The 26,365-nt window shown below is 65.6% G+C and carries 23 protein-coding genes and 1 pseudogene; 9 read left to right on the plus strand and 15 right to left on the minus strand.

The genetic code is table 11. The annotated features are described in order from the left end of the window. Positions 1-31 precede the first annotated feature (31 nt). On the plus strand, positions 32-304 hold the full coding sequence (locus AC3WON_RS14660; RefSeq protein WP_492340442.1) for a DUF6566 family protein: 273 nt from the start codon (positions 32-34) through the stop codon (positions 302-304). Between the two features lie 15 nt (positions 305-319). On the opposite strand, the gene AC3WON_RS14665 is transcribed toward AC3WON_RS14660, so the two are convergent. Next, the gene (locus AC3WON_RS14665) at positions 320-1,954 is read right to left on the minus strand and encodes an acyl-CoA synthetase (protein ID WP_492352086.1); all 1,635 of its coding nucleotides are present in this window, start codon (positions 1,952-1,954) and stop codon (positions 320-322) included. A 268-nt stretch (positions 1,955-2,222) separates the two neighbouring features. Here AC3WON_RS14665 and AC3WON_RS14670 point away from each other — a divergent pair, with 268 nt between their 5' ends. The 4 genes from AC3WON_RS14670 to AC3WON_RS14685 all read left to right on the plus strand — a co-directional run bounded on the left by AC3WON_RS14670 (position 2,223) and on the right by AC3WON_RS14685 (position 7,452). Next, complete coding sequence (locus AC3WON_RS14670) at positions 2,223-2,927, plus strand: Crp/Fnr family transcriptional regulator (RefSeq protein ID WP_492318517.1); 705 nt, start codon at positions 2,223-2,225, stop codon at positions 2,925-2,927. Positions 2,928-3,048: 121 nt separating this feature from the next. Beyond that, positions 3,049-3,690 (plus strand): AraC family transcriptional regulator, encoded by a 642-nt coding sequence (locus tag AC3WON_RS14675; RefSeq protein WP_492318518.1) that lies wholly within the window; start codon positions 3,049-3,051, stop codon positions 3,688-3,690. Positions 3,691-3,882: 192 nt separating this feature from the next. Beyond that, positions 3,883-5,484 (plus strand): hypothetical protein, encoded by a 1,602-nt coding sequence (locus AC3WON_RS14680; protein ID WP_492352087.1) that lies wholly within the window; start codon positions 3,883-3,885, stop codon positions 5,482-5,484. Between the two features lie 333 nt (positions 5,485-5,817). Then, positions 5,818-7,452, plus strand: a complete 1,635-nt coding sequence (locus AC3WON_RS14685) for a hypothetical protein (RefSeq protein WP_492352088.1) — start codon at positions 5,818-5,820, stop codon at positions 7,450-7,452. A 239-nt stretch (positions 7,453-7,691) separates the two neighbouring features. Here the strand turns inward: AC3WON_RS14685 and AC3WON_RS14690 are convergent, their stop codons facing one another. From AC3WON_RS14690 to AC3WON_RS14710, 5 genes are all read right to left on the minus strand, one after another. Beyond that, positions 7,692-7,859 carry a hypothetical protein gene (locus tag AC3WON_RS14690; RefSeq protein ID WP_010812488.1) on the minus strand — a complete coding sequence of 56 codons (168 nt, stop codon included), beginning with the start codon at positions 7,857-7,859 and terminating at the stop codon, positions 7,692-7,694. 264 nt (positions 7,860-8,123) lie between these two features. Continuing rightward, positions 8,124-8,546 (minus strand): VOC family protein, encoded by a 423-nt coding sequence (locus AC3WON_RS14695; protein WP_492352089.1) that lies wholly within the window; start codon positions 8,544-8,546, stop codon positions 8,124-8,126. 29 nt (positions 8,547-8,575) lie between these two features. After that, positions 8,576-9,691, minus strand: coding sequence for an NADH:flavin oxidoreductase/NADH oxidase (locus AC3WON_RS14700; RefSeq protein WP_492352090.1), 1,116 nt, complete (start codon positions 9,689-9,691; stop codon positions 8,576-8,578). A gap of 81 nt (positions 9,692-9,772) precedes the next feature. Beyond that, positions 9,773-11,116 (minus strand): MFS transporter, encoded by a 1,344-nt coding sequence (locus tag AC3WON_RS14705; RefSeq protein WP_492318523.1) that lies wholly within the window; start codon positions 11,114-11,116, stop codon positions 9,773-9,775. Between the two features lie 236 nt (positions 11,117-11,352). Further along, positions 11,353-12,120, minus strand: a complete 768-nt coding sequence (locus AC3WON_RS14710; protein ID WP_492352091.1) for an SDR family NAD(P)-dependent oxidoreductase — start codon at positions 12,118-12,120, stop codon at positions 11,353-11,355. A 163-nt stretch (positions 12,121-12,283) separates the two neighbouring features. Here AC3WON_RS14710 and AC3WON_RS14715 point away from each other — a divergent pair, with 163 nt between their 5' ends. The 3 genes and pseudogenes from AC3WON_RS14715 to AC3WON_RS14725 form a co-directional block, all read left to right on the plus strand. Next, on the plus strand, positions 12,284-12,877 hold the full coding sequence (locus AC3WON_RS14715) for a TetR/AcrR family transcriptional regulator (protein WP_492352092.1): 594 nt from the start codon (positions 12,284-12,286) through the stop codon (positions 12,875-12,877). A 108-nt stretch (positions 12,878-12,985) separates the two neighbouring features. Beyond that, positions 12,986-14,299 (plus strand): MFS transporter, encoded by a 1,314-nt coding sequence (locus tag AC3WON_RS14720; RefSeq protein ID WP_492352093.1) that lies wholly within the window; start codon positions 12,986-12,988, stop codon positions 14,297-14,299. 192 nt (positions 14,300-14,491) lie between these two features. Continuing rightward, positions 14,492-14,590, plus strand: a pseudogene (locus AC3WON_RS14725) (IclR family transcriptional regulator); the annotation flags it as partial. Positions 14,591-14,618: 28 nt separating this feature from the next. Here AC3WON_RS14725 and tssL read toward each other — a convergent pair. The 9 genes from tssL to AC3WON_RS14770 form a co-directional block, all read right to left on the minus strand. After that, on the minus strand, positions 14,619-15,926 hold the full coding sequence (gene tssL / locus AC3WON_RS14730; protein WP_492352094.1) for a type VI secretion system protein TssL, long form: 1,308 nt from the start codon (positions 15,924-15,926) through the stop codon (positions 14,619-14,621). Between the two features lie 63 nt (positions 15,927-15,989). After that, a complete protein-coding gene (locus AC3WON_RS14735; protein ID WP_492352095.1) occupies positions 15,990-18,377 on the minus strand; it encodes a T6SS phospholipase effector Tle1-like catalytic domain-containing protein in 2,388 nt (795 codons plus the stop codon). Further along, positions 18,377-19,033, minus strand: a complete 657-nt coding sequence (locus AC3WON_RS14740; protein WP_492352122.1) for a DUF3304 domain-containing protein — start codon at positions 19,031-19,033, stop codon at positions 18,377-18,379. Before AC3WON_RS14740 ends, AC3WON_RS14735 begins: the two co-directional genes overlap by 1 nt. A 64-nt stretch (positions 19,034-19,097) precedes the next feature. Next, the gene (locus AC3WON_RS14745; RefSeq protein WP_492352096.1) at positions 19,098-19,916 is read right to left on the minus strand and encodes a DUF3304 domain-containing protein; all 819 of its coding nucleotides are present in this window, start codon (positions 19,914-19,916) and stop codon (positions 19,098-19,100) included. After that, positions 19,913-20,533, minus strand: coding sequence for a DUF3304 domain-containing protein (locus AC3WON_RS14750; RefSeq protein WP_492352097.1), 621 nt, complete (start codon positions 20,531-20,533; stop codon positions 19,913-19,915). Before AC3WON_RS14750 ends, AC3WON_RS14745 begins: the two co-directional genes overlap by 4 nt. Beyond that, a complete protein-coding gene (locus tag AC3WON_RS14755; protein ID WP_492352098.1) occupies positions 20,517-21,392 on the minus strand; it encodes a DUF4123 domain-containing protein in 876 nt (291 codons plus the stop codon). The genes AC3WON_RS14750 and AC3WON_RS14755 overlap by 17 nt, the downstream gene beginning before the upstream one ends. Positions 21,393-21,405: 13 nt before the next feature. Next, a complete protein-coding gene (locus AC3WON_RS14760) occupies positions 21,406-23,856 on the minus strand; it encodes a type VI secretion system Vgr family protein (RefSeq protein ID WP_492352099.1) in 2,451 nt (816 codons plus the stop codon). A 211-nt stretch (positions 23,857-24,067) separates the two neighbouring features. After that, positions 24,068-24,202: a hypothetical protein gene (locus AC3WON_RS14765; protein ID WP_492352100.1), complete on the minus strand. Its 135-nt coding sequence runs from the start codon at positions 24,200-24,202 to the stop codon at positions 24,068-24,070. Positions 24,203-24,260: 58 nt separating this feature from the next. Beyond that, positions 24,261-24,998, minus strand: a complete 738-nt coding sequence (locus AC3WON_RS14770) for a helix-turn-helix domain-containing protein (RefSeq protein WP_492352101.1) — start codon at positions 24,996-24,998, stop codon at positions 24,261-24,263. A 186-nt stretch (positions 24,999-25,184) separates the two neighbouring features. Between AC3WON_RS14770 and AC3WON_RS14775 the strand changes: the two genes are divergently transcribed. Further along, the gene (locus tag AC3WON_RS14775) at positions 25,185-26,351 is read left to right on the plus strand and encodes an NAD(P)/FAD-dependent oxidoreductase (protein WP_492352102.1); all 1,167 of its coding nucleotides are present in this window, start codon (positions 25,185-25,187) and stop codon (positions 26,349-26,351) included. The last annotated feature ends 14 nt before the right edge of the window (positions 26,352-26,365 follow it).

Consider the following 26,365-nt stretch of genomic DNA (forward strand, 5'->3'; position numbering starts at 1 on the left):
GCGCTGAGTTGCCCCGGCGCGCCCGACGCCTATGCCCAGCGGATGGCATGACCAGAACGTGACCTACCGCGGCCACCGCATCCATGTCGCGGCGCTGCGCTATGGCGGCCAGCATGACGGGTGGTGGACGCTGCGCGCGGAGATCTGGCATCACGGCAACAAGCTGGCGCTGCCCTGCCCGGCCGCGCAGACGCGCTTTGGCTGCGCCACCGACGCCACGCGCGCAGGCATTGCCTGGGGGCGCGAGGCCATCGACACGCACATCGCCGGCCTGCACGATGCCGAGGACGCGGCGCTACACTAGCGCCGCTTCGGCCCATCAAACATCGATCGCGGAATCCGACTTCACCTTGCGGCGCAGCTCGAACTTCTGGATCTTGCCGGTCGAGGTCTTGGGCAGCGGCCCGAAGTAGACCGCCTTGGGCGCCTTGAAGCCCGCCAGCAGCGTGCGGCAATGCGCGATCAGTTCTTCCGCGCTGACGCTGGCGCCGTCTTTCAGTTCGACAAACGCGCATGGGGTCTCGCCCCATTTGGCATCGGGCTGCGCCACCACCGCGGCGGCCAGCACCGCGGGATGCCGGTAGAGCGCGTCTTCCACTTCAACGCTGGAGATGTTCTCGCCGCCGGAAATAATGATGTCCTTGCTGCGGTCCTTGATCTTGATATAGCCATCGGGCATGCATACGCCCAGGTCGCCGGTATGGAACCAGCCGCCGGCAAAGGCCTCGCGCGTGGCCTTCTCGTTCTTGAGGTAGCCCTTCATGCAGATATTGCCGCGGAACATGATCTCGCCGATGGTCTCGCCATCGGCCGGCACCGGCTGCACGGAATCGGGATCGAGCACCGCCACCTGCGACTGCAGGTGATAGCGCACGCCCTGGCGCGCCTTCCTGACCGCGCGCTCCTGCTCGGACAGCGCGCTCCAGTCATCCTGCTCGGCGCAGACCGCGGCCGGGCCGTAGACCTCGGTCAGGCCATAGACATGGGTCAGCTCGAACCCCATCGCCTCCATCTGCGCCAGCACCGCGGCCGGCGGCGGAGCGCCGGCCACCATGCCGCGCACCGGGCCGCGCACGCCCTCGCGCCACGCGGCGGGTGCATTGACCAGCGCGGTATGCACGATCGGCGCGGCGCAGTAGTGGGTCACGCCCTCTTCGCGCATCAGGTCGAACACCAGCCTGGGCTCGAACTTGCGCAGGCACACATTGACGCCCGCGCGCGCCGCAACGGTCCACGGGAAGCACCAGCCGTTGCAGTGGAACATCGGCAGCGTCCACAGGTAGACCGGGTGCTTGGGCAAATCCCACTCAAGGATATTGGACACGGCATTGATGGCCGCGCCGCGGTGGTGGTAGACCACGCCCTTGGGGTCGCCGGTGGTGCCCGAGGTGTAGTTCAGCGCGATGGCTTCCCACTCGTCGGCCGGCATGTGCCACGCGTAGTCCGGGTCGCCCGAGGCGAGAAACGCTTCGTAGTCGGCGTCGCCGAACGGAGCCTCTTGCGGGCCCAGCACGTCATGCACGGCAATGACTTTCAGGCCGGGAATTTCCAGCGCCATCTGGCGCGCCAGGTCGGCAAACTCGGTATCGGCCAGCAGCACGCGCGCCTCGCCATGGCGCAGCATGAAGACCAGGTTGGCGGCGTCGAGGCGGATATTGAGCGCATTGAGCACGGCGCTCGCCATCGGCACGCCGAAATGCGCCTCCACCATGGCCGGCGTATTGGGCAGCAGCGCGGCCACGGTATCGCCCTTGCCGATGCCGGCACGCGCCAGCGCGCTGGCCAGGCGCCGTGCGCGCGCATAGGTGTCGCGCCAGTTCTGGCGCAGCGGGCCGTGCACGATGGCCAGGCGCTGGCCGTACACCTCGGCGGCGCGGACCAGGAAGTCGATGGGCGTAAGCGGCACGAAGTTGGCCGCGTTGCGGGCCAGGCCGCTGTCGAAATCGGTGGGCATTGCTTGTGTCTCCGCGTATCTGGCGGCGTTGGCGGCAGGGCCGCGCAACAGGCCGCGTGATGCTGTCGATGCGCTGCATGGGTGCAGCGATGTCCGGGGCGAGGTGACCATTGTCCGCGCCATCCGGCGCTGTCACTTTTTCTGGCACAAGGCTATCATCGCACACGCTGGCGCACTGTCGCCCAGACGACAAACCTGCCGCAAACCCGCGCCAGGCAAGGCTTACACGATTCTTACAGGGACCCGGCCCGAACCGCGCGTCCATGCCATGAGCGAACCTGCAGACCCGATTTCCGCCCCTGCCGCAGTCCTTGCCGGCCATGCCTGGTTCGGCGCACTGGCGCCGGAACACCAGGCGCTGGCCGCGCGCGAAACGCTGCTCCAGTCCTTTGCCGCGGGCGCCTTCATCGCCCGGCGCGGCGAGCCCTCGCGCCACTGGATCGGGGTGGACAGCGGCCTGATCAAGCTGGCGGTGTACACCCCCGACGGGCGCGGCTGCACCTTCTCCGGCGTGCCCGCCGGCGGCTGGTGCGGCGAAGGCAGCGTGATCAAGCGCGAAGACCGCCGCTATGACGTGATCGCGATCCGTGACTCGCAGGTGCTGCTGGTGCCGGGGCCGGTGTTCAACACGCTGCTGGCGCAGAGCCTGCCGTTCGCCAGCTTTGTCGTGCGCCAGCTCAACGAGCGCATGGGCCAATTCATCGCCACCGTGCAGAACGACCGCCTGCTGGGCGCCGATGCGCGCGTGGCGCAGGCCATCGCGCAGCTGTTCCACCCGGACCTGTATCCGCGCACCAGCCCCGTGCTGGAACTGTCGCAGGAAGAGATCGGCCTGCTGACCGGGCTGTCGCGCCAACGCGTCAACCAGGCGCTGCGCCGGCTGGCCGATGCCGGCATGGTCCACCTGTCCTACCAGAGCATCCGCGTGACCGACCTGCCCCGGCTGCGCCACTTCGGGCTGTCCGAGCTGTAACGCTGCCGCCACCGGGCGCCGTGAACGATCAAGCGGACGATGCCCGCGGCCTTGCGCCGCCGGTGGAATCCTGCGACAGTTACCGGCCGCACCCCCGCTCAGCTTCCGGGTTGTATTCCGCATGCCGCTTGTCAGCCGTCACCACGTCCGCTTTGCCCGCCTGCGCTTCCCCTTTGCCGTGCAGGTACAAGCCCTGCACGGCACGGCCAGCCTGCGCGATGCCAATGCGCGGCGCGAGGTGCGGCCCGGCGACCCGTTCGTGGTTCACGCCTTTGCCCACTTCGACTGCGACTTGCCCGGCACGTGGCAGCACCCTTGCGCCATCGTCCTGACTGCCGTCCCGGACAGTGAATGCCCGCGCCTGGCCGGCAAGCCCGGCGACAGGCCCTGGTCGCGCCGCTTTGCCGGCCTGGTCTTTTCCCGCCCCGATACCGACTGGAATGTCGAGCGCCTGGCCGCGCAATGGCAGGTGCCGGCCCGCCAGGTGCGCGCCCGGCTCTTCGCCGAAGGCGAGGCCCTGCACCCGCTGCTGCGCGAGCAACGCGCCGCCCATGCCCTGCACGCGCTGGCCGCCGCCGGCCCGGTGCCTTCGCTGGACGTGGTGGCGGCGCATGCCGGCCTGCGTTCCGGCAGCGCGCTGGCGCGCAGCTGGCAGAACTGGTTCGGCATCGATGCGGCGCGCCTGGTGGAAGATTGCCGGGCAGGCAGCCGCACCACAGTGCCAACTGCCACCTGGCCCGGACTTGTGCCGACGGCTGCCTGACGCAGCGGCCTGCGCGTCACACGGCGCGGAATTTGTCAACCACCGCAACGAAGGTTGGCGACATTTGCGCCCTTCGCGCAGAATCGCGCCCGCAGGGCGGGCCAGCCACCCTGTGGGCGGGGTCCTGCATGAGCCGGGTGTCCAACACCGCAGCACCCTGCCATAACAAAAACCACAGAAAGCAATACAGGGATGAAAACAAAACATCTGTTTTTGACGGGTCTGGCAGCAGCCATGCTGTCGGCATGCGGAGGCGGTGGAGGGGAATCGACTGCGCCTGCCACCACCAAGATCAGCGGCACCGCCGCAGTTGGCGCCGCACTGGGCAATGCCGCCGTGCAGGCCAAGTGTGCATCGGGCAGCGGCACCGCCACCACCGCGGCGGACGGCAGCTTCACCATCAACATCGCAGGCGCCACCCGCCCCTGCGTGCTCAGCGTCAAGGCGCCTGACGGCACCACGCTGCATTCCGTGGTCGAGGCCGGCACCGGCACCACCGCGACGGCCAACATCACGCCGCTGACCGAGCTGGTCACCGCTTCGCTGGCACAGGGCAACACCAACGCCTTCTTCGAGCAGTTTGATGCGAACGCGCAAGCCAGGCTCAAGTCCGACAACGTAACCAGTGCCATCGGCGCGGTGCGCCTGGTGCTGACGGGCGTGGTCGACCTTTCCGGCATCGACCCGGTCAAGGACCCGCTGGTGGCAGCCAACGGTGCCAACGCGGGCAATGCGCAGGACAAGCTGCTGGACCAGCTGGGCGATCGCCTGGAAGCGTCCAAGACCACGCTGGCCGAACTCTCTTCAGCAGTCGCGTCCAATGCCGGCGCAGCGGCAGTCCAGACCGCATTGCAACCGGCAGCGGCAACCTGCGCCGGGTTGAAGACCGGCAAGTACCATGTGATCGGGCTGGGCACCGCGGCCGCTGAAGCCGGAGAGATCGATGCTGCCGCGCTGAAGCTCCAGATCGGCGCCGAGGCGGTCCCCTTCACCGCCGTCACGGCGGAAGCCTGCCGCTTCACGGTGCCGGGCGAGAACAGCACAACCAACACGGCGCTGGTCTCCAAGTCGGGCCTGGGCGTAGTGCTGCCGCCGGCAGGCACCCTGTCGGACCTGCCCACCCTGCTGGTGCCGGCCCAGTCCATTGCGCTGACCGACCTGGCCGGCGACTGGAACGGCCTCGGCATGGAGCGTGACAACAACACGACGCCGTATGCACCGCGTCGCGTGACTTTCAGCATCGATACGGCAGGCAAGGTGGCCAAGGGGGCGGACTGCTCTGGCTTCGACACCTGTGAAGCCTGGCTGCCGAATGAACTGCCGACGGTCAGCACCAACGCCGACGGCAGCTTCAAGATCACCGACAGCTTCGGCGCCCAGTTTGCCTATGCCTTCAAGGGCACCGATGGCCAGGTGACCGTCATCATCACGCACGACGACGGCTTCATGATCGCCGCCAAGCAGATCGCACGCACGCTGCCAGTGGTGGGCTCGGGCGGCTCGTACTGGGATTCGGTCCTGTACTCCGGCATGGCCCCCGTATTGAACGGCCCGACGGTGTGGTCGACCACGATCGAGGCGGTCGACGCCCAGAGCGGCAGCTACACCCGCAAGCGCCTGGAAGACAACCGTCTGGACGTCTGGAAGGTGAACAGCCCGGCCATTGGCCTGCGCCATCGCGCCGCAACCAGCAATGCATCGGCAATGATTTCGCTGATCCCGGGCAATACCGGCCTGACCCTCGGCATCGCCGTGAACGGATCGTTCTACGATATCTCGGTCGGCCGCCCGTAACCTCGCCGCCAACGGTGAATCCGGGCACCCCGTGCCCGGACACGAACCAAGCCGGTGCCGCCTTGCGGCACCGGCTTTTCTTTTTCCAGCGAGACCAATGCAGCCACGGCAGCCAGGCACGTGACAGCCATCCCGCAGCATTGCCGCAGCAGCCTCTGCCACACACTCCCGACACTTTGTCAATCGCCTGAACTCGGGTTGGCCCCATCCCCCCTATCACGCAGACTCGCCTCGCGGGGCGGGTCAACCACCCCGTGGGCGGGGCCTGCATGAGCTGGATATCGACCACCGCAGGACTCCACCAGAACAAAAACCATACAGGGCGAAAACGGGATGAAAACAAAACAACTGTTCTTGACGGGTCTGGCGACGGCGGTCCTGTCTGCATGCGGAGGCGGCGATGGCGGTTCGACCGCGCCGACCACCACCACGGCGGCACCTGCCGCGACCAAGATCAGCGGCACCGCCGCAGTTGGCGCCGCACTGGGCAATGCCGCCGTGCAAGCCAAGTGCGCATCGGGCAGCGGCACCGCCACCACCGCGGCGGACGGCAGCTTCACCATCAGCATCGAAGGCGCGACGCGCCCCTGCGTGCTCAGCGTCACGGCGCCTGACGGCACCACGCTGCATTCCGTGGTCGAAGCCGGCACCGGCACCACCGCGACGGCCAACATCACGCCGCTGACCGAACTGGTCACCGCTTCGCTGGCACAGGGCAATACCGATGCCTTCTTCGAGCAGTTCGATGCGAACGCGCAAGCCAGGCTCACGTCCGACAACGTAACCAGTGCCATCGGCGCCGTGCGCCTGGTGCTGACGGGCGTGGTCGACCTTTCCGGCATCGACCCGGTCAAGGATCCGCTGGTGGCAGCCAACGGCGCCAACGCCGGCAATGCACAGGACAAGCTGCTGGACCAGCTGGGCGATCGCCTGGAAGCGTCCAAGACCACGCTGGCCGAACTCTCTTCGGCAGTCGCGTCCAATGCCGGCGCAGCGGCAGTCCAGACCGCACTCCAACCGGCAGCGGCCACCTGCGCCGGGTTGAAGACCGGCAAGTACCACGTCGTAGAACTGGGCACGCCGATTGGTGAAACCGGCGAAATGGACGCCGCCACGTTGCAGTTCAAGCTGGGCACCGACGTGACCACCTTCACCGCCGACGCATCGGAAGCCTGCCGCTTCACCGCAGGCACCGACACCGTGCTGGTCTCCAAGTCGGGCCTGAGCGTGGTGCTGCCTCCGGCTGGCACGGTCAACCGCCTGCCCGCCCTGCTGATTCCTTCCCAGGCACTGACCCTGGCCGACCTGGCCGGCGACTGGAATGGTCTTGGCTATGAGCGCGATGGCCCGTCGCCGTACGCGGCGTCGCGCGTGAACTTCAGCCTGGATGCCGCGGGCAAGGTGACCGCCGGCGCAGATTGCTCGGGCCTGGATTCGTGCTCGGCATGGCTGCCCGATGAATTTCCCACCATCACGCTCAACCCCGATGGCGGCCTGAACGTCACCGACCAGGACGGTGGTGCTGAGCGGGCCTACGCGTTCAAGGGCACCGACGGGCAACTGGTCATCGTCTTCACCCACGGTGACGGATTCATGATGGCCACCAGGCGGATCGCCCGTGCGCTGCCTGCCTTGGGCGCGACCAATGCGTTCTGGGACACGAGCATTCTTCCGGTGGACAGCAACTCCGCCACGCCCGATGGCATCAGCACGACGACAGCCTCCACAGTCAAGTTCACCGCGGTGGATACCCAGGCAAACACGTACACGCGCGAGCGCGACGACGGTCGGGTGGACACCTGGAAGGTGAATACCCCGCTCGACGGGCTGCGCTACCGCGCCCCGACTCCCAACAACAGCGGCAGTAGTGAGGCCATCAGCATGTCGATTGGCAACACGGGCCTGAATGTGGCGATCGGCGTGAATACGGCTCGCCGGTTCTTCAGTATCTCGGTCAACCGTCTGTAACTCCGCTGCAAGTCGTCAGGCCGGACTGCTGCGTCCGGACAACGATTCAAGCCGGTGACGCCTTGCGGCGCCGGCTTTTTTTTGTTGGGCTGCACAAGCCGGTGCTACCGCAGGAATTGCAGGCGGCGATCGATATGCTGCCGCGCGACTCGATCACGCAGGGCGAAGGCAACCCCGACCGTCAGGCGGCGGCCGCGGTAGAGTTAGCAGAACCCCCGCTCAGCCGGGGACCGGCGGCGTCAGCCGCCCGAGTGCAGCGGGGACAGCGAATAGGCGAGCACCAGCCCCGCAACGATCGCCGGGGAACCCAGCCGGATCGCCGTGCTGCGGGACAGCACGCCCAGATACACATACAAACACACCAGCACCATCGCAGTCACATACAGCAGGCTGTCATAGACTTGCATGGATGTCTCCCTTGCCATTGTTCTTATTGCTTTACTTCGGTGGGCTGCCGACGGAGCGTGATGCGGGGGTCTTGCGGGAATGCGTGGGGGCGCTCCGTCGCCAGCATGCTATGGCTGTCTGTTGAAATGATAGTCACCACTTCGACGGAGCGTGGCAATCATGGAAATCCCTTTGCGGCACCGCACCAGTCATGATGCAGCGCCGCAAGGCAAGGTCTTGATCGAAGGAACCGGGCGTGCGCAAGGCGCGCATCGCGCCGGTCCTCAATCCGCGGGCAGCATCTCAGGATTCCAGGCGATTTCCCACAGATGCCCGTCGGGATCCTGGAAATAGCCGGCGTACCCGCCCCAGAACGTGTCCTGCGCCGGCTTGACCACGCTGGCGCCAGCGGCCAGCGCCTGGGCCATCACCGCATCCACTTCCGCCTTGTCGCCGACGTTATGCGCCAGCGAGAAATCCGTCTGCGCGCGCGGTGTCACCTGCAGTCCGGTGTCATGCGCAAGACTGGTGCGCGGCCAGACCGCCAGCTTCAATCCGGCCTGCAGGTCGAAGAAGGCCACGGCGCCGTGCTCGAACTGCTCGCCGACAATGCCTGCGGTGGGCAGTCCCAGGCCGTCGCGATAGAAGCGGACCGCACGCTGCAGGTCATCGACACCCAGCGTGATCAGCGTAATCCGAGGTTTCATGGCGGGTTCCTCCTGTGTAGACCGGCAGCCTAGCGCTGCCCGAAAGCCGCATCGGCAAACAGGTCCTTCAGTTCGCGCGGCTGCGACCGCCAGTATTGCTTCGGCGCCTGCACGCTTGCGCCCAGCCGCGCGGCCGCATGCCAGGGCCAGCGCGGGTCATACAGCATGGCACGGGCCAGCGACACCGCGTCGGACTCATGATTGGCGATGATGGCTTCGGCCTGCTCCGGCTCAGTGATCAGGCCCACCGCAATCGTCGGCAGGCCAACCTCGGCCTTTACGCGCTGCGCGTACGGCACCTGGTAGCCGGGCCCGAGCTTGATCGCCTGCTGCGGCGACACGCCGCCGGTGGTCACATGGATCGCCGCGCAGCCGCGCGCCTTCAGCGCCTTCGACAACGCCACCGTTCCTTCGATATCCCATCCGCCCGGCACCCAGTCGGTTGCGGAAATACGCATCCACACCGGACGCTCAGCCGGGAACACCTCACGCACCGCGTCGAACACCTCGATCGGGAAACGCATGCGGTTTTCCAGGCTGCCGCCGTATTCGTCGTCACGATGGTTGGCCAGCGGCGACAGGAACTGGTGCAGCAAGTAGCCGTGCGCAGCATGGATCTCGATGCCGTCCAGCCCAAGCCGCGCCGCACGCCTTGCCGCCGTGACAAAGCCATCGCGCACCTTGTCCACGCCGGCACGGTCCAGCGCGACAGGCGCGACTTCTTCCGCGCCATGCGGTACCGCGGAAGGCGCCACCGCATGCCAGCCACCAGGCGCATCCGGCGCGATCTGCTGCCCCCCATCCCACGGCGCCTGGCTCGACGCCTTGCGGCCGGCATGCCCCAGCTGGATCGCAATGGCGATCGGCGAATGCGCGCGCATCGCCTTGACCACGCGGCCAAGCGCCGCCTCGTTTTCGTCGGAATACAGGCCCAGGTCCTGCGGCGTGATGCGCCCTTCGGGCGAGACGGCCGTGGCTTCCACGATCAGCATGCCGGCGCCGGACAGCGCCAGCGAACCGAGGTGGATCATGTGCCAGTCGCCGGCGTTGCCGTCCTGCGCGGAATACTGGCACATCGGGGCGATGATGATGCGGTTGGCGAGGGTGAGGTCGCCGATGACGAGCGATTCGAACAGAAGGCTCATGCGTGCTGCTCCATGCAGGGATCGGACAGGAAGTATCGATTTTAGGACGGCGCCGGGATTGCTGCCGGCCCGGCCACGCCGCTACGCCGCCAGCGGATCGCGCGCTGCCAGCCGCAGCCAGCTCGCGATCGCGGCCAGCCCGGCGAAGCCCGCGCCCAGCGCCAGGGCCAACCCCGGCCCGTGGTCCCCGGCAATGCCAAAGCACAGCGCCACCAGCGCCGCACCGGTGGCCTGCCCCAGCAGTCGCGCCGTGGCCACCACGCCGCTGGCGCCGCCGCTGCGCTCGCGCGGGGCGCTCGTCATCAACGCCTTGAGGTTGGGCGACTGGAAGAAGCCGAAACCCGCGCCGCAGATGCACATGCGGATGCAGATATCGAGCGCGCTAGGGTCGGCCGGCAGCATGGCCAACGACAGCATGCCGGCGCTGAGCACCGCCAGCCCCACGCCGCCGAGCACGGCCGGCGGGTAGCGGTCAGACAGGCGCCCGGCAAGCGGCCCGATCAGCGCCACCACGACGGACCACGGGGTCAGCAGGAAACCGGTCTCGACCTGCCCGCGCCCGAGCACGTGCTGGAAGTAGAACGGCAGCGAGACGAAGGCCAGGCCCTGCGCGGCGAAGGAGCACACCGCGGTCAGCGTCGACAACGCGAACATGGGCCGCCGGAACAGGTCCACCGGCAGCATCGGTGCCGGATGGCCGCGCTCGCGCCACAGCAGCAGGCCGAATGTCACCACGAAGATGCCCGCCGCGGCCAGTGACAGGTGCAGCGGCGCGCGCTGCGCGCCTTCGCCCAGCGCAAGGACCAGTGCGGCAAAGGCAACCACGCTGAGCCCCGCCGCGACGCGGTCGAAACCATGCGCACTGCGCGGCGTCTGCGGCAAGGAGCCGCGCCCGATCGCCAGCGCGAGCAGGCCGATCGGCAGGTTGACGGCGAACAGCCACGGCCACGTGCCAAATGAGAGGATCACCGAGGCCACTGTCGGGCCCACCGCGAACGACACGCCCACCACCAGCGCATTGAGCCCCAGCCCGCGCCCGAGCCGGTGCGTGGGGAAGATCGCGCTGATCAGCGCCGTGTTGACGCTCATGATTGCCGCCGCGCCGATGCCTTGCAGCACCCGCGCCGCCGCCAGCGTCGGCAGCGACCACGCCAGCGCACACACCACGGAGGCGGCCGTGAACAGCACCACGCCGCCAAGGTAGATGCGCCGGTGGCCCACCACGCCGCCCAGCGCCGCGAACGGCAGCAGCGTCGACACCATGGCCAGCTGGTAGGCATTGATCACCCACACCGACGCGGCCGGCGTGGCGCGCAGGTCCGCCGCGATCGACGGCAGCGCCGTGTTGGCGATCGCGGTATCCAGGGTGGCAAGGGCGACGGCGATGAGGATGGCGGCCATGCCGCGGCGCTCGCGCGAAGTCATGGCGGCGTCCGCGGTGGAAGCGGATTGGAGGGGTGCTGTGCTGGACACTGTCTTTACCGGTTGCCGCCATGCCGGGACTAGTGGTGCGAGGGCTGCACACAAGGCATGGTGAACGTCAGGTCAAGACGATACGGGAAAACCCTTCAACGTGCTGAAGGCGCGTTCATATGTATGCACATTTCGCCCCCCTGCCCGGCGAATGACACTGAGCATTGGCCGGCCGCCAAGGCCCGGGGCTACTGCACCGACAGCCCGCCATCGACGCCGATGCTCTGCCCGTTGATAAAGCGCCCGGACGGTGCCGCCAGCAGGACGGCAAGACCCGCGACATCGCTGGCCTCGCCGATGCGCCGCATCGGCACGCCGGCAGCCAGCCGCGCCTCGCGCTCCGGGTCGCCCCACAGCGCGTCGCGCGAGAACTCGGTGCGCACCGGGCCGGGATTGATTGCGTTGACGTTGATGCCGGACGGCCCCAGCTCCAGCGCCAGGCTGCGTACCGCCTGGTCGATGGCGGCCTTGGTCACGCTGTACATCCCCAGGAAGGCAGAGCCACGCCTGGCGGCAATGCTCGACATGAAGATGATGGATCCGTCATGGCGCTCGATCATCTGCGGCGCCAGGGCGTTCACCAGCACCAGGTTGCCGCGCACATTGCCCGCCATCGCCGCATCGAACACCTCGGGTCCCTGGCTCAGCATCGATCCGGGCTGGCCGCTCGCGGCGGCATTGAGCACCAGTGCATCGACGCGCCCATACGCGGCCAGCGCCTGCTCCGCGAAGGCGCGCACGCTTTCGACATCGGCGATATCGCAGGCGATGCCGGTGGCGCGGATGCCCTCGGCCTCCAGCTGACTGGCGGCGTCGCGCGCCGCGCCTGCATCGCGCCCGGACACCACCACGGCGGCGCCGGCCGCGCCGAGCGCGCGCGCCATTTCCAGGCCCATGCCACGGGTGGAGCCGGTGATGACGGCGACGCGGCCGCCAAGGTCGAAAAGGTTCTGCATGACTGATCACTCCTGTGAGGATTGGGAGCCGGCACCTGGACAGCACATCGGCACAAATGCGGCGAAAGGGAGACTGCACATAGATGATAACTGTCATCTATTGAATAAAGTATGGTCATCATCTAAACTCCGGTCAAGGCAGAAATCCCGAAGAGGTCTTCAGATGGCACGCGCATCACGCGAACAAACCGACAAGAACCGCGAGGCGATCGAACAGGCGTCGTCGCGCCTGTTCCGCGAACGTGGCCTGAATGGCGTCAGCGTGGCCGAGTTGATGGCCGACGCGGGCCTGACCCATGGCGGCTTCTATGGCCACTTCGCCTCCAAGGACGCGCTGGCCGCGCAGGCCTGCAAGCGCGCGTTTGAAGAATCGACCGCCCGCTGGGAACGCCGCCTGGCCCGCGCCGGCGGCGACCGCAAGGCCATGCTGGCCAACCTGGTTGAGCCCTACCTGACCGCCGCGCATTGCGCCAACCCGGGCGTGGGCTGTGCCGCCGCGGCGCTGGCCGTGGACGTGGCCCGCGAGCCCGCCGGCAAGCCCGTGCGCCAGGCCTACGTGGAAGGCTTGCGCGTGTTGGTGGACGACATGGCGCAGACCGTTGAAACCGATGACCCGCAAGCGCGCCACGATGAAGCGCTGGTGCGCATGGCGCTGCTGGTCGGCGCCCTCACGCTGGCGCGTGCCACCGACGGCGATCCGCTCTCCGACGAAATGCTGAACGCGGTGCGGACCCGCCTGCTGGGCAGCACCGCCTAGACCCCGTTTTCCCCAAGGCTGAAACACCCTCGCCGCCGTCAGACACGGCGGGGATGGCTTCGCTTTGCCCTTTGCCAACGCCTCCCGGACCCTGACAACGAGACCCCCATGTTCGCGCAAGCCCTTTCCAGCCGGCTCGACCGGCGCGGCATCCACTACGCGTGGCTGGTCGCCGCCCTGACCTTCCTGGTGATGCTCACCACCTCGGCCGCGCTTGGCCTGCCTGGCGCCTTCCTGAAGCCGCTGACCAAGGAGATGGGTTGGAACACCGACCAGATCTCATCGATCCTGGCGTTTCGCTTTGCATTGTTCGGGCTGATGGCGCCTTTCTCCGCCCTGCTGATGGATCGCTTCGGGGTGCGCAACGTGGTCTGCGCCGCGCTGGCGCTGATTGCCGGCGGCATGGCGCTGGCCACCGTGTCGACCGAGTTGTGGCAGCTCTTTGTCGCCTGGGGCCTGATGCTGGGCGTTGGCTCCGGGCTGACCGCGCTGGTGCTGGCGGCCGTGGTCGCCAACCGCTGGTTCAGCGCGCGGCGCGGGCTGGTGATCGGCATCCTGACAGCCAGCGCGGCGACGGGGCAGTTGGCTTTCCTGCCGGTGGCCGCCTGGCTGATCGAGCATATGGGCTGGCGCGTGGCCGTGCTGCCGGTGCTGGCTGCCTGCGCGGCGCTGGCGCTGCTGGTGTTCGCGCTGATGCGCAACCGCCCCGCCGATGTCGGCCTGGCCGCGTTCGGCGAGGTCCCGGCCCATCCGGCCCATCCGGCCACGCCGCCCGCCGCGCAACCCGTCATGCCGTTCACGCTGCGCGGGCCTTTCCTGGTGCTGCGCGATGCCGCCCGTACCCAGACCTTCTGGCTATTGGCCGGCACCTTCTTCATCTGCGGCCTGAGCACCAACGGGCTGATCCAGACCCACTTCATTGCACTGTGCGGCGATTTCGGCATGGGCCCGGTGCCGGCCGCCTCGGCGCTGGCGATGATGGGTGCGTTCGACTTTGTCGGCACCATCCTGTCGGGCTGGCTGTCGGACCGCTATGACAGCCGCAAGCTGCTGTTCTGGTACTACGCGCTGCGCGGCCTGTCGCTGTTCTGGCTGCCGCATTCAACCTTCACGCTGTACGGCCTGTCGGTCTTTGCGATGTTCTACGGCCTGGACTGGATCGCCACCGTGCCGCCCACGATCAAGCTGGCGGCCACCGCCTTCGGGCGCGAACGCGCGCCGATGGTGTTCGGCTGGATCTTCGCGGCCCACCAGATCGGCGCGGCCGTGGCGGCGTTCGGCGCGGGCCTGAGCCGTACGCTGCTGCTGACCTATACGCCGGCGCTGTACGCGGCCGGCGCGGCCTGCATGGTCGCGGCGTTGCTGGCGCTGATGGTCAGCCGGACACGCGCGGCGGCGGCAACAGAGGCGGCGCGGGCCTAGTGTCCTGTTCCGTAGATAGCTTGCCAAATGAAATCGCCCGGTCGGTCGTCAGGCTAGGCGCGAGGAGGCGCCATAGCCGTAGCTATGGCAACGACGAGCAACGACGCGTGGCAAGTTCGTCGTGGCGCTGTTCTGCACGGTGCCGACGCTGGCATAGAGCAGCGTGCGCTTGGACAGGCAACGTGCTGATCCGTGGCGCAGGTGCCCGGACCGGGCACGTGGGGACTTTCAATCCGGCAGGGGGCGCGCGTCAGCCTGATCGATACCGGCTCAGGGCACGTGCTGCTGGCCTGAGGAGGGGGAAGTGCAGATCCCGCGCCTACTGTGTGACGACCACTTCCACCCGCCGGTTCGCCGCGCGGCCGGCGGGGGTCTTGTTGTCCGTCAACGGCTCGGTGTCGCCTTTGCCGACGGCTTCGAGGCGTCCCTTGGCGACGCCCTGGCTGGCGAGGTATTCGCTGACCATGGCGGCACGCTCCTCGGACAGGGCCTGGTTGGACGGGTAGCGGGCGCTCTTGATGGGCTGGTTGTCGCTGTGGCCGATCACCTGCACCTTGCCCTGCAACTTATTGATTTCGCCCGCCACCTTGTTCAGCGCCGGCGTCAGCTTCGCATTGACCTCGGCCCGGCCCGCGCCAAACATGTCGTCGCCGCGGAACACTACGGTGCTGCGTTGGTTGTCGTCCCTGACAGCTACCACGCCGCGCGCGATCTCGTCCTTGAGCAGCTCGGCCAGGCGCAACGCCTTCGGTGCCGGGGGCGGAGTCAGGTTGCCAATGGCCCCGATCTGTTGCACTACGTCACGCTCCTGGAGCATCAGCTGGTACTTGTAGTATCCGGCCAGGCCCGCGACGGCCAGAAGGCCCGCTGCGCAGGTCATCCAGACCGGGATGCCGCTCAGGTGATGGAAGCGGCCAGGCGGGGCGGGCTGCGAGTGGGAAGACAGTTCCTTGGGCAGCGGTCCGTTGTGCTTGCTGATCGCATCGAGCAAGCGTCCCCGGATCGCGTGCAGTTGCTGGTCACCGTCCGCCACGCCGCGATACCGCCCCTGAAACCCCAGCGAGAGGATGTGGTAGCAGACCTCGATGGGGCCGATGTTCTCGGCCACCGATTCCACCAACCGGCCCAGGATGAGGAACACCTTGGTGCCGCCCTCGCGGTCCTGGTGGAAGGTCGACGCCAGGGCGCTGCCAGGCCATGCGCCCAGCGAAGCCGCACTGCCGCCGCCCCACTCGGTATGGCTCACGGCCTCATCCAGCGCGGTGCAGAGCGCGTAGTGCGCGGCGGTGGTGTGTTTGCGGTCGATGTTCAGTCGGTCGCACACCGTCTGGAAGGTGCGCAATTCCTGCTCCAGCAGGGTGCGCAGACGTTCCACCTCACCGCGCTTGTCCAGCTTGGGCGGGATGTCTGCCAGTGCGCGCAGCAGCGGCCTGGCGGCCTTCAGCAGGGGATTGCGCGCACCGTTGATCTCGGCGATGCGGGCCTCGATGGTCTTGGCTGAAGGGAGAAGCTTCGTGGCGGGCTCCTGGGCCTCCTGGCCGGTTACGGCCTGCCTGGCAGAGGAGCCTGGTTTCGGCGGCCGTGTCCGTTGCGGCGCGGGATCATCTTGGTCTAGCCATGCTGTCATGTTGGCGTTCCTTCAAGGATTGACGGATGCGGCATGAGCGGTGCATTTGCCATCATGCGCCCGTCACAGTCTTGGCATCGGGAATCCCGAGGGGATGACTCTTTCCATGGCCTTCCTGCCTTGATCGATGACTGCATCCCGGGCGGCATCCGCTGCGCGCCCTGCTGCGTCGCCCAATGCCCGCATCGCCCTGTCCTTGGTGGCATCGATTTTGCGCTCGACGGCCAGAGCGGTATCTTGCACCTTGTCCAACACGCCCTTTGCGCTCATGCCGAGGTGCCGCACTGCCTTGCTGTCGCCGACAAAGAATGTCCTGGCCCACCCGTAGCCGCCTGGTGCGTATTCGTGGAAATTCGGCACACGGAACCAGGCGCGGCTGTCGTGGATGTAGTTATCGAACAACTCAATGGCTGCCTTCTCACGCAAGGCAAAGTCGTCCACGGCCTTGGCAGCGGTCGTGGCCCTCAGGTAGAGGATCATCTCCGGCGCAGGTTCCACCAATACGTCATCGATGGGCCAATAACCGCGAACGGCAGCGCTTCTGGTCAAGATATCGTCGTCGACCATAACGAGCAGCTTCGAATCCGTGCGTGGACGCTCTGCGCGGGGGGTCGCCAGGTACTTGAAACCATTGGCGACCCGTTCCGCTGCCCCGATGGGTGAAAAGACCGGCCGGGCCATGATTTCCTTCCGCACATTCAAGCTGGGCTGAAGCTCGGGGTGCAGGTATCCCAATAGCAACTGGAATTCCTCAGCCGCCTCCAGCAAGTCGGTGCGGTCATTGGTGACAAATTCGTCGGCACCTTCCCCAGGGCGGCAGTCGGCCGGGTTCTTGCCAACCGCCTCCGCCATCAGCGCATTCTCCCGCGCGGCGATGGCGGCATCGTTCGCGGCAATCTTGGCCTCCAGGGCTCGGCGCTTGGTCAAACCCGCCATGTCCTGCGAAGTCGTCTGGGGAAACATTGCGCGGTCTCTGAGATGCTGGACCTGAAGCTTCAACTGGATGCTGTCCTGTTCCAGCTTCTGGATTACCGGATCGGCCTTCCTTGCCTTATCCACGTCAGTGCGCAGTTGCTGGGGAGTCTTGCTGTCCTCGCGCTTGTTCGCCGGCTCCGCGCAATAGTGGTAGAACCCTTGGTTGGTAATGTAGGTGCCGGTGTGCCAGCGTGCGCGCAAGGTGCGCCATTGCAGGCTTTGCCGCAGGCCAAATTCGAGGGCCTTCTCCACGCCGTCAATGGCGGGCAGGGTTGCCCGCCAATCGTTGAAAGCCTTGGCGACGGCAGGGTCAATGGCGAAATCCTGCATGTTGTTCGCATCCATCCGGTCTTCGTCGTTCTTGGCATCCACCAGCCGCAGCGGCACACCGACCTTCAGTGCCTCGATGTACATGTCGTGCAGCGGAATCTTGCCCAACCGGTGGCCCTCGCCCTTGACCGACTTGCCCTGATCGCCCGGCGCGTAGCTGCCACCCACGTCTGAGTGGACGCCTGGATAGGGCACTTCCAGCAGCTTGCTGTCGCCTGCCGGGTAGCTCTCCCCCTTCCGGATGGAATCCAGCGGGAAGCTCATGCGTTGTTCATGCATGGAGAAGAAATGCACGCACCGCCGCACCTGGGCGGGAATGTTCAGGCCGCCGCCCCCTGCCGCCCAGAAATGCCCGTCGAAGTATTCCAAATCCACGGCGGATTGAAACGACTCGGGCGGGCCGACCGACGCGACCGTATCGAAGAGCCCCATGAAGTTGACTTCATAGTCGATCTTGCCCGCCAGCTTCCCGGCCTTGGCCCAGTAATTGATCAGCTTGCTGACGAACACCCGGGCGCCCGCCGCGCCGCGCGAAAAGCCGAACACGTTGATGTAAGCCTTCCTGATGAGACGGTTGCGCTTGCATTGCTGAACCAGCGACTCGTGCAGGCTGCCGAGGTGCTTCTCCTTGGTAGTGAGCAAGGAGGAACCGAGGTTCCAGTCGAGCTTCGCGCAAATCCTGGCAGCTTCGTCATCCTTGATAAGACCCTTTTTGTCTCCCGGAACCATAGCTTCGTGCACGGCGTTCAGCACGCGCGTGTAACCCCAAGCGCAGCGCTTTGCAAAGCCCACAGCAAAGCCCTTCCCAAAACTGTCATAGGTCGCCTCGCCCAGCTCGGGGAACGGCGTGCCGACCCCGGCAATGTAGAATTTGTATATGCCGCTCTCAGGCTGATCTTTGCAGGCCCAGAACAACCGCGCAACGTTGGTGTGCGTCTTTTGCGTCGAGTCCCGCCAGCGGGCAGGAGTCTTGATGTCATCGTTGTTGTTGGTGCCATCAAAGAACAGATTGATGTGGATGGTCTGTTCACAGGCACCAAGAGGATCGTTCACCGTGGTCTTGCCGTTCTCGTAGGCCCGCTTTCCCTCGGGAAGGCGGCCGGTGCTCGTTTCCGGCATGGCATTGGGCAGGCGGAATACACTCATTATTGAAACCTCTTCAGTGCTTGCTGGGTCAGGGCCTCGTCACGTACCCCACGGACGATGAAAGGGTCGTCATCAGCGGGCTTCGTTTTTACGGAATTGTGGCCATTCGCATTGCCGTCCATGACCATGACCTTGACACGATCCCCTGGCAGGAAGATCGCCCAAAAGCCGTAGGTATCTGGACCATATTCCGGCACGGTTACCGTTGCAGTCAGCACCGCCAGCCCGCTTCTGTCCTTGTAGTCAAAGGGCTTGCGGTCGCGCTCCCATTCGATGCGTAGCTGCGTGTCGGGCTTCCATGGCTGAGGGATGCCGATGCAGCACATCTCCGCACCTCCGCCGGATGGCCCGTTCTTGCCCGCTGGGCTGATATTCGGACCGCCACCGTTCATGCCACGTGGCCCGGTGACGCTGAAGCTATAGATGGCAACTGACGAGTAGTTCAGCCCGCGCACGCCGCCCCCGTAGATTTTTTCCTTGCCGGCGCCGGCAGCGGCATTGGCCGACCGGTCAGCCCGCGACTCCCCCGAGCATGCCGAAATGGCTCCAAGCGCGCCCAGCAACACCAGCGCGGCGAACCATGAAGGAGCGCGCTTCCGCATCAAGCTACTTGTTCTCATCGTCTTATCCGTTTGTTGATCGGCCTGCGTGACCATCACGCGCTTCCCCACGTAGTCCGGGACATCCGCTATGCAGGCGTTGAAGGTGCGCCCTCGTTCACTATTGGAATCTCTTCAGTGCTTGCTGGGTCAGGGCCTCGTCACGTACACCTTGAACGACGAAAGGGTCGTCATCTGCGGGCTTCGTTCTGACGGAATTGTGACCATTCGCATTGCCGTCCATGACCATCACTTTGACACGATCCCCCGGTAGGAATATCGCCCAGAATCCGTAGGTATCCGGACCGTATTCCGGCACGGTGACCGTTGCAGTCAGCACCGCCAGCCCGCTTCTGTCCTTGTAGTCGAAGGGCTTGCGGTCGCGCTCCCATTTGATCTTCAGTTGCGTACTTGGCTTCCAGAATTTCGGAATCCCGATACAGCATTTCTCGCCCGCTTCGCCAGGGCCTTCTTTGTATGCAGGTCCCATGTTTGCGCCGCCACCGTTCATGCCACGTGGCCCGGTGACGCTAAAGCTATAGATAGCATCTGACGAGTAGTTCAGCCCGCGCACGCCACCCCCATAGATTTCTTCCTTGGCGGCCCCGCCGGCGGCATCGGCCGACAGGTCAGACCGTGACTCTCCCGAGCATGCGGAAAGGGCACCGAGCACGCTCAGCAACACCAGAGCGGCTTGCCATCGATGTGTGCACTTCCGATTCAAGCCACTTTTTGTCATCGTTCTTCTCCGTTTGTTTGATCGGTCTGCCTGGCAGTCGCTGATACCATCGAAGAACAGGTTGATGTGAATCGTCTGTTCACAGTCGCCATGGGGATCGTCCACGGTGGTCCTGCCATTCTGGTAGGCGCGCTTTCCCTCGGGAAGGCGACCGTTATCCGTTTCCGGCATGGCAATGGGCAGGCGGAAAGCGGTCATCATTGGAATCTCTTCAGTGCTTGCTGGGTCAGGGCCTCATCACGTACACCATGGACGACGAAAGGGTCGTCATCTGCGGGCTTCGTTCTGACGGAATTGTGACCATTCGCATTGCCGTCCATGACCATCACTTTGACACGATCCCCCGGTAGGAATATCGCCCAGAATCCGTAGGTATCCGGACCGTATTCCGGCACGGTGACCGTTGCAGTCAGCACCGCCAGCCCGCTTCTGTCCTTGTAGTCAAAGGGCTTCCGGTCGCGCTCCCATTCGATGCGTAGCTGCGTGCCGGGCTTCCATGGCTGAGGGATGCCGACGCAACACATCTCGCCAGGCTCGGCAGGCCCTCCTTTGTATGCAGGCCCCATGTTTCCGCCACCACCATTCATTCCACGTGGACCCGTGACGTAATAGCTATAGATTGCATCGGACGAGTAGTTCAGACCGCGAGCGCTGCCGAAGTTGATTTTCTCCTCCTCAACTCCAACGGCGGTTTTGGCCACCAAGTCAGTCCGCGATTCGCCCGAGCATGCGGAAAGGGCACCGAGCGCGCCCAACAAGACCAGAGCGGCTTGCCATCGATGTGCGCGCTTCCGATTCAAGCTATTTTTTGTCATCATTCTTCTCCGCTTCTTGATCGGCCTGCCTGGCAATCACGCGCTTCCACACGTAGTCAGGAACATGGGCCATGCAGGCGTTGAAGCTGCCGCCCTCGTGCATCCGTTGTTCCAACGCGCGGTACACCTCTGGATCTTGATCAAAGTCGGCGCCATAGCGGTACGAGTATTGGCAGTACCCAAGGCGGTCGGCGGGCTCGATGAGCCGCCAGGCAGCCACGTGCTTGTAACGCGCAACGAAATCCAGGAAGCGCGGCAAGTAGGGACCATCGCCCGGTACGGTGCCGTCTTCAACGAGGCCCGCCAGCATCTGATCCGGCTCGCAGTGCGCCATGAAGTCATCAACCTGCTGCTCATCGAATGCAATGGCAACTGGTGTCGTCTCGAACTGATTGCCGTTCAGCGGCCCATCCAGTCGCTTCCACTCGGTCTCATGCCCGCGGTACTTCCACTGGAGAATGGGTGCCATCAGCTTGTGCGTCGTCTCTTCGCCCCACAGCGTCATGACCGTGCGCAGGTTGCGCGGATCGAAATATCGCACCATGGCGTTCAGCCCGTCGCCGAGGTCGGCGATCAGGAACTGCCGCAGGTGCGTGGCGAGCGCGTCGATGCCGACGCGGCTCCAGATCAGGGTCATGCAGGGGGCGAGCAAGTCCAGTTCGTCGAGCTTGGCAAGCCACGGTTCGCCTGCATCTGCAATGCGCGCCAGGAACAGCGAGGCGTCGCCCGCGTCTTCCTCGGGGAGGCCGGCATACACATTGCGGTGCTCGGTGGCCTCGCGCATCAGGTCGCCAATCAGCAGCGGGTGCTGGGCGCCGTCGGCGAGCGCGTAGATGCAGACGGGGTTTGGTTCGGTTGTCATCGCCGTCCTCGGGTCAGCGCAGCAGCAGGCCCGTGTTGCGCCTGGCTGCCTTGAGCAGGCATTCCAGGCAGACCTGCTTTGTGCTCAGTTCCGTCGGGATGCTGTTCGGCCCGGTCAGCAGCTTGCTGGCGGCGTGGACGGTGAACCTGCCGTTGGTGCCATGCTCGATGTTGCCGTCCAGTCGCAGGTAGCTGCCGCCGCCTGCCAGCAACAGTTTCTGCCTGGCCTGGATGGTGATCTCGTCGGCGGTCAGGGTGATCTTGAGCTTCGCCAGCAGGTTGATATTGTTCTTCAGGGCTTGCAGGTCGATATCGCCCATGTTTGCAACCAGCTTCATGCCAGCCTCATAGGCGAACATGCGCAGCGCCTTGCGCACGCTGGCAAAGAAGCCGCCACCGGCGGTGACGGACAGGTGCTCCCCCGTGGTCAGTGCGGTGTCGCCACCGCTGGCGATGTGGGTCGAACCCGCTGCCGTGGAGACGATGCCGGCGGGGCTGGCCGATACCAGATGGGGGGCGGTAAATTCCTCCAGTTCGCCTCCGCCCTGGATTTGCTCGAGCTGCTTCTCCAGCAGTTTTGCAATGTCGGTCTGTTCGCCATCCTGGGCCTGGGCTTCAGTCGCCTTCTCTCCCATGGTGGCGGCAATGCCCTGTGCCTGTTCGAGCAACTGGACGACATCCCGCACATTCATCGCGTTGCCTTCAGCGTTCAGGCGCGAAAAGGTGGTGATGAGCAGGCCAAGTGCGGCGCGCAGCGTCCCATGCGCGTCGGTGCGCAGTTCGAACCCTTCTCCCCGCTTGTCCTTGCGCCCCTCCCAACCCTTCACCCGGACATTGTGGCCCAGGGCCAGCAGGCTGTTCTGGTAGTCCGACCCGACTTGCACTTGCTGCTGGCCCTTCGTGTCGTCGTAGAGGGTCTGGTTGCGGCCTTCCCCGAACAGTTCCTTGCTCTGGTAGCCGGACAATGCATGCTGGCTGGGCAACTGCCACGGCGGCAGGTTCAGCCGGTTATTGACAGGCCCGATGATGATTGGCCGATCCGGGTCACCGCCCTCGTATATGACAATGACTTCCTGGCCGATGCGCGGCAGGTGCGTGTTGCCGAAGCGACCGCCCGATGAGAAGCCGGTTACGCGAATCCAGCAGGAGCTATTCTCGTCAAAACTACCGTAGCGGTCCCAGACAAACTGGCAGCGCACCCGTCCCAGATCATCACTCCAGATTTCCTGATTGGCCGGTCCGACGACCCTGGCGATGTGATGCCCGCCGATGTATGGCTTCTTGACCGGCTCGGGCCGGAAGATTTCGCTGGTGGGCTGGGCTTCGAACTCCACCTCGCAGCGCCATTGCTGGTCGCTGCCCGCGAACTCGCCCACGTCCTCGATTAGCAGGCGCGTGGCGAAAATCAGGTACTCGCGGTTGGCCTTTGCGCGCAGGAAGCGCTTCAGCGTAAAGGTGTGGCCCGGCGCCATTGCGCGCACGTTGCCCTGGCCGCGCCCGCGCACGCCGTGTTGCCGCAGGCGTTCCATGTTGATGCGCGCCAGCATGTCGCCTTCCTTGCGGGCGTCATTGCCGGTCTTGGGCTGAACGTAATCGCCTGGCCAGCTGTACAGTTCGTAGGTGGCATGGCTGGTCTCGCGGGGGTCTTCGACGGAGACGTTCAGGTCGGCGCGGGGCTGGTTGTAATCGTAATCCCCGTGCGCCCACGAGCCAGTAATCAGGCGATCGCGTACCTCGAATTGGTGGAGGTGTTCTTCGTCCACCCGGTCCGAGGATGGATGCCAGTTGATGGTGTGATACGCGGGGCTGGGGATGTTCTGGAAGGCGCCATTGCCATCCGTCAGCACCATGCGGTGATGGCCGTTCGTGTGCTCCCAATGGAAATTCAGGCCCCACTCTGCGAGCAGCCGGCGCACGAACTGGTAGTCGGTCTCGCCGGCCTGCAATTGATACTCGCGCTTGGGATACTCGATGAGTGAAAGCCGGCGCTCGACCGGAAAGGTATATCTGCTCAGCACCGCTTCCACGATTTCCAGGACACTCATGTTCTGGAACCGCTTGAAGGTGGAGGTGAGCGTGCCGAGCCAAAACCAGGGCCGCAAGGTCAGGCGATAGCGAATGCGCTCGTTTTCGTGGTAAGGGCCGCGCACGTCGGTGACGATCCCGGTAATCTCGCGCTTGCCCCTGCCGAGGCCGCCGTCCAAGCCGCTGCCGGAGCCGTCCAGTTCGATACTGACTGTCAGCTCCTTGCCTTGCATGGCTTCCAGGTCGACATCGCCCGCCGGGCCGTACAGGACATTGCGGTCGTCCGGCGTCTTGAGTTCCAGCTCATACTCGAACAGCGAATTGATACCCTCGGTGCCGGACAGTCTGGAAAATACTAGCAGCGGCTGTCCCAATAGTTCCGGCAACCCATCACCGGATACGGTAACGGTACGGGAGGAAATCGGTAATCGGCTACCCATGCGAAGCACTCCGTGGAGTTGAACGCTTTCGTGCCGAAAAAAAAGTGACTGGATACGCTGCGTCTCGCGGCACGCTATCGCTGCGGCGGTCATGGAATGACGGCGCTGCAACTCAAGATGGATAGTAAATATGGTGCTGTCGAAAAATAAATCAGGCGATTCTGATTTTGCGCTTCAAGAAGAGAAAAGCCAGAATTCAAAAAAACTGAATTCACCAGGGGAAAGCCTGCTCGCAACGGCATGCAAGCCGCGCCACCGCCGTGAAGAAGTGCGACAGCTGCTGGTCGGCCACGAAGAACATGGCGAAGAACACCAACCCCATGCTGCAGGCCGCATCCACGGCCACACGGGGCTCCGCAAGCAATGCTTCACCCTGGATCCTGAAAGCGTGGGTTCCGCCCCCTTCAGCCTTTGCCCTTGCCCCTGGTCGCTGGGGCTTTCCCTTGCGTGCGCCCGACGGTCCGTTCTGGCACCGCCGCCGGCTTCGCCGCCTGGGCCGACTTCATCAAGTTGCTTTCGCTGGTGGTCACACCCACGATCCGGGCGAGCTGCCGGCTTACGCTGATGTAGGCGTGGCCCATGCGGGCATCGAAATACAACGCATCGCCCCGCGCCAGGTGCAGCTTCTCGCCGTTGTCGAAATGGATTTCGATCTCGCCACTGAGCACATAGACAAACTCCTCGCCGGGATGGCGCGAGAAGTCACCGGGGCCCTCGATGCGGCGCGCATGCACGGTGCCGACCACCGGGCTCATCTGCTTGCCAACGGCCTCCGCGCCAAGAAATTCATAGGTCAGCGACGATCCCCGGTAGGTCACGCCCGCGCCGGCCCGGGTCACGACCGGCCCCTGGAACGGTGAGGTCTTCGTGCCGGCACCCGCGAACATCGAGCCCATGTCCATCTGCAGCGCCTGGCCCAGCGCAGCAAAATTCTCGTAGCCCAGCGCCAGTTGCCCGCGCTCCGCACGCGAGATGGTGGTGATCGAGACGCCCGACAGTTCGGCGAGGTGCGCCAGCGTCCAGCCGAAGGCCTTGCGCGCCGAGCGCAGGCGCTTGCCAAAGGCTTCGCGGTCGAGCGTGCGCGACTCGTCGTCATCGATGCCGATGCCGCTGCCGCGCCTCTGGGCGGTGTGTGGTTTCAAGCCTGCGTCCTTTTTTCCTTTGGACGGAATGCTAACAGAGCAGACCGTGCCAAGGCTCATCCCCTGCCGCCCACCTTAGCGCAAGATTTGCGTATCCGCAATTTGCATATACGCAAATTCTTGCCTACACTCACTCCCATTCCGAATGCACGAGCGCCCCGCAGGCGCTCTCCTGCCACCTGATCCATGCACCCGACTCACGCTGCCTCACCGATTCCAACCGACTATCTCATCATCGGAGGCGGCATTGCCGGTGCTTCCGTCGCGTACTGGCTCGCGCCCCATGGCCGCGTCATCCTGCTCGAACGCGAAGCCCAGCCTGGCTACCACTCGACCGGCCGCTCGGCGGCGTTGTTCATGGAAAGCTACGGCACCACCCAGGTCCGCGCGCTGACGATGGCAAGCCGCGCCTTCCTGCAGGATCCGCCGCCGGGATTTGCCTCGCACCCGCTGCTCACGCCGCGCGGCGCGCTAATGGTCGCCGGCCCCGGGCAACAGCATTTGCTTGACGCGCACTGGGACGTGGTGCGCGCCGTCGATCCCGACGCCCGCCTGCTGAGTGCCGCGCAAGCGTGCGAGCGCGTACCGGCGCTGCGCGCGGAGCAACTGGTAGGGGGCGTCTATGAGCCCGGCGCCGCAGACATGGATGTGGACGCGATCCACCAGGGCTACCTGCGCGGCATGCGCCAGGCCGGCGGCAAGCTGGTGTGCGATGCCCAAGTCACGGCCATGGCACGCGTGCGGGACCACTGGCGCGTGGAGGCTGGCGGGTCGGTATATGCGGCACCGGTGGTACTCAACGCCGCCGGCGCCTGGGCCGACGTCATCGCGCGGCTGGCCGGCGTGCAGACGCTGGGGATTGAACCCCGCCGCCGCTCTGCCTTCGTCTTTGCTCCGCCCGCGGATATGGACACCAGCGGCTGGCCCATGGTCTTCGGCGCCGACGAGGACTGGTACATCAAGCCCGATGCCGGCATGTTGCTGGGCTCGCCGGCCAATGCCGACCCCGTCGAGCCACAGGACGTCCAGCCCGAGGAAATGGATATCGCGCTCGCCATCGACCGCATCGAGACCGCGACCTCGCTCAAGATCCGCCGCCCCGCTCGCACCTGGGCCGGGCTGCGCTCCTTCGTCGCCGACGGCGACCTGGTGGGCGGGTTCGACGACGCCGTGCCGGGCTTCTTCTGGGTGGCGGGCCAGGGCGGCTACGGCATCCAGACCTCGGCGGCCATGGGCGAGACCTGTGCCGCGCTGGCGCGCGGCCTGCCGGTGCCGGCGCATCCCGCTTCGTTCGGCCTGAGCGCCGGGATGCTTGGGCCGGCGCGCCTGCGCCGCCTGGCCGCTCCCGCCTGAATCGCGTCTTCCCC

This window comes from Cupriavidus sp. FW305-46 (assembly GCF_058787075.1).

Bases quoted from the DNA above. Each gene is read 5' to 3' on its own strand.
- AC3WON_RS14705 (WP_492318523.1), bottom strand. From the start codon at position 11,116: ATGACTTCGCGCGAGCGCCGCGGCATGGCCGCCATCCTCATCGCCGTC.
- AC3WON_RS14740 (WP_492352122.1), bottom strand. From the start codon at position 19,033: ATGGTCACGCAGGCCGATCAACAAACGGATAAGACGATGAGAACAAGT.
- tssL (WP_492352094.1), bottom strand. From the start codon at position 15,926: ATGACAGCATGGCTAGACCAAGATGATCCCGCGCCGCAACGGACACGG.
- AC3WON_RS14720 (WP_492352093.1), top strand. From the start codon at position 12,986: ATGTTCGCGCAAGCCCTTTCCAGCCGGCTCGACCGGCGCGGCATCCAC.
- AC3WON_RS14670 (WP_492318517.1), top strand. From the start codon at position 2,223: ATGAGCGAACCTGCAGACCCGATTTCCGCCCCTGCCGCAGTCCTTGCC.
- AC3WON_RS14755 (WP_492352098.1), bottom strand. From the start codon at position 21,392: ATGACAACCGAACCAAACCCCGTCTGCATCTACGCGCTCGCCGACGGC.
- AC3WON_RS14710 (WP_492352091.1), bottom strand. From the start codon at position 12,120: ATGCAGAACCTTTTCGACCTTGGCGGCCGCGTCGCCGTCATCACCGGC.
- AC3WON_RS14750 (WP_492352097.1), bottom strand. From the start codon at position 20,533: ATGATGACAAAAAATAGCTTGAATCGGAAGCGCGCACATCGATGGCAA.
- AC3WON_RS14775 (WP_492352102.1), top strand. From the start codon at position 25,185: ATGCACCCGACTCACGCTGCCTCACCGATTCCAACCGACTATCTCATC.
- AC3WON_RS14680 (WP_492352087.1), top strand. From the start codon at position 3,883: ATGAAAACAAAACATCTGTTTTTGACGGGTCTGGCAGCAGCCATGCTG.
- AC3WON_RS14690 (WP_010812488.1), bottom strand. From the start codon at position 7,859: ATGCAAGTCTATGACAGCCTGCTGTATGTGACTGCGATGGTGCTGGTG.
- AC3WON_RS14675 (WP_492318518.1), top strand. From the start codon at position 3,049: ATGCCGCTTGTCAGCCGTCACCACGTCCGCTTTGCCCGCCTGCGCTTC.
- AC3WON_RS14735 (WP_492352095.1), bottom strand. From the start codon at position 18,377: ATGAGTGTATTCCGCCTGCCCAATGCCATGCCGGAAACGAGCACCGGC.
- AC3WON_RS14760 (WP_492352099.1), bottom strand. From the start codon at position 23,856: ATGGGTAGCCGATTACCGATTTCCTCCCGTACCGTTACCGTATCCGGT.
- AC3WON_RS14715 (WP_492352092.1), top strand. From the start codon at position 12,284: ATGGCACGCGCATCACGCGAACAAACCGACAAGAACCGCGAGGCGATC.
- AC3WON_RS14660 (WP_492340442.1), top strand. From the start codon at position 32: ATGCCCAGCGGATGGCATGACCAGAACGTGACCTACCGCGGCCACCGC.
- AC3WON_RS14745 (WP_492352096.1), bottom strand. From the start codon at position 19,916: ATGATGACCGCTTTCCGCCTGCCCATTGCCATGCCGGAAACGGATAAC.
- AC3WON_RS14700 (WP_492352090.1), bottom strand. From the start codon at position 9,691: ATGAGCCTTCTGTTCGAATCGCTCGTCATCGGCGACCTCACCCTCGCC.
- AC3WON_RS14685 (WP_492352088.1), top strand. From the start codon at position 5,818: ATGAAAACAAAACAACTGTTCTTGACGGGTCTGGCGACGGCGGTCCTG.
- AC3WON_RS14695 (WP_492352089.1), bottom strand. From the start codon at position 8,546: ATGAAACCTCGGATTACGCTGATCACGCTGGGTGTCGATGACCTGCAG.
- AC3WON_RS14665 (WP_492352086.1), bottom strand. From the start codon at position 1,954: ATGCCCACCGATTTCGACAGCGGCCTGGCCCGCAACGCGGCCAACTTC.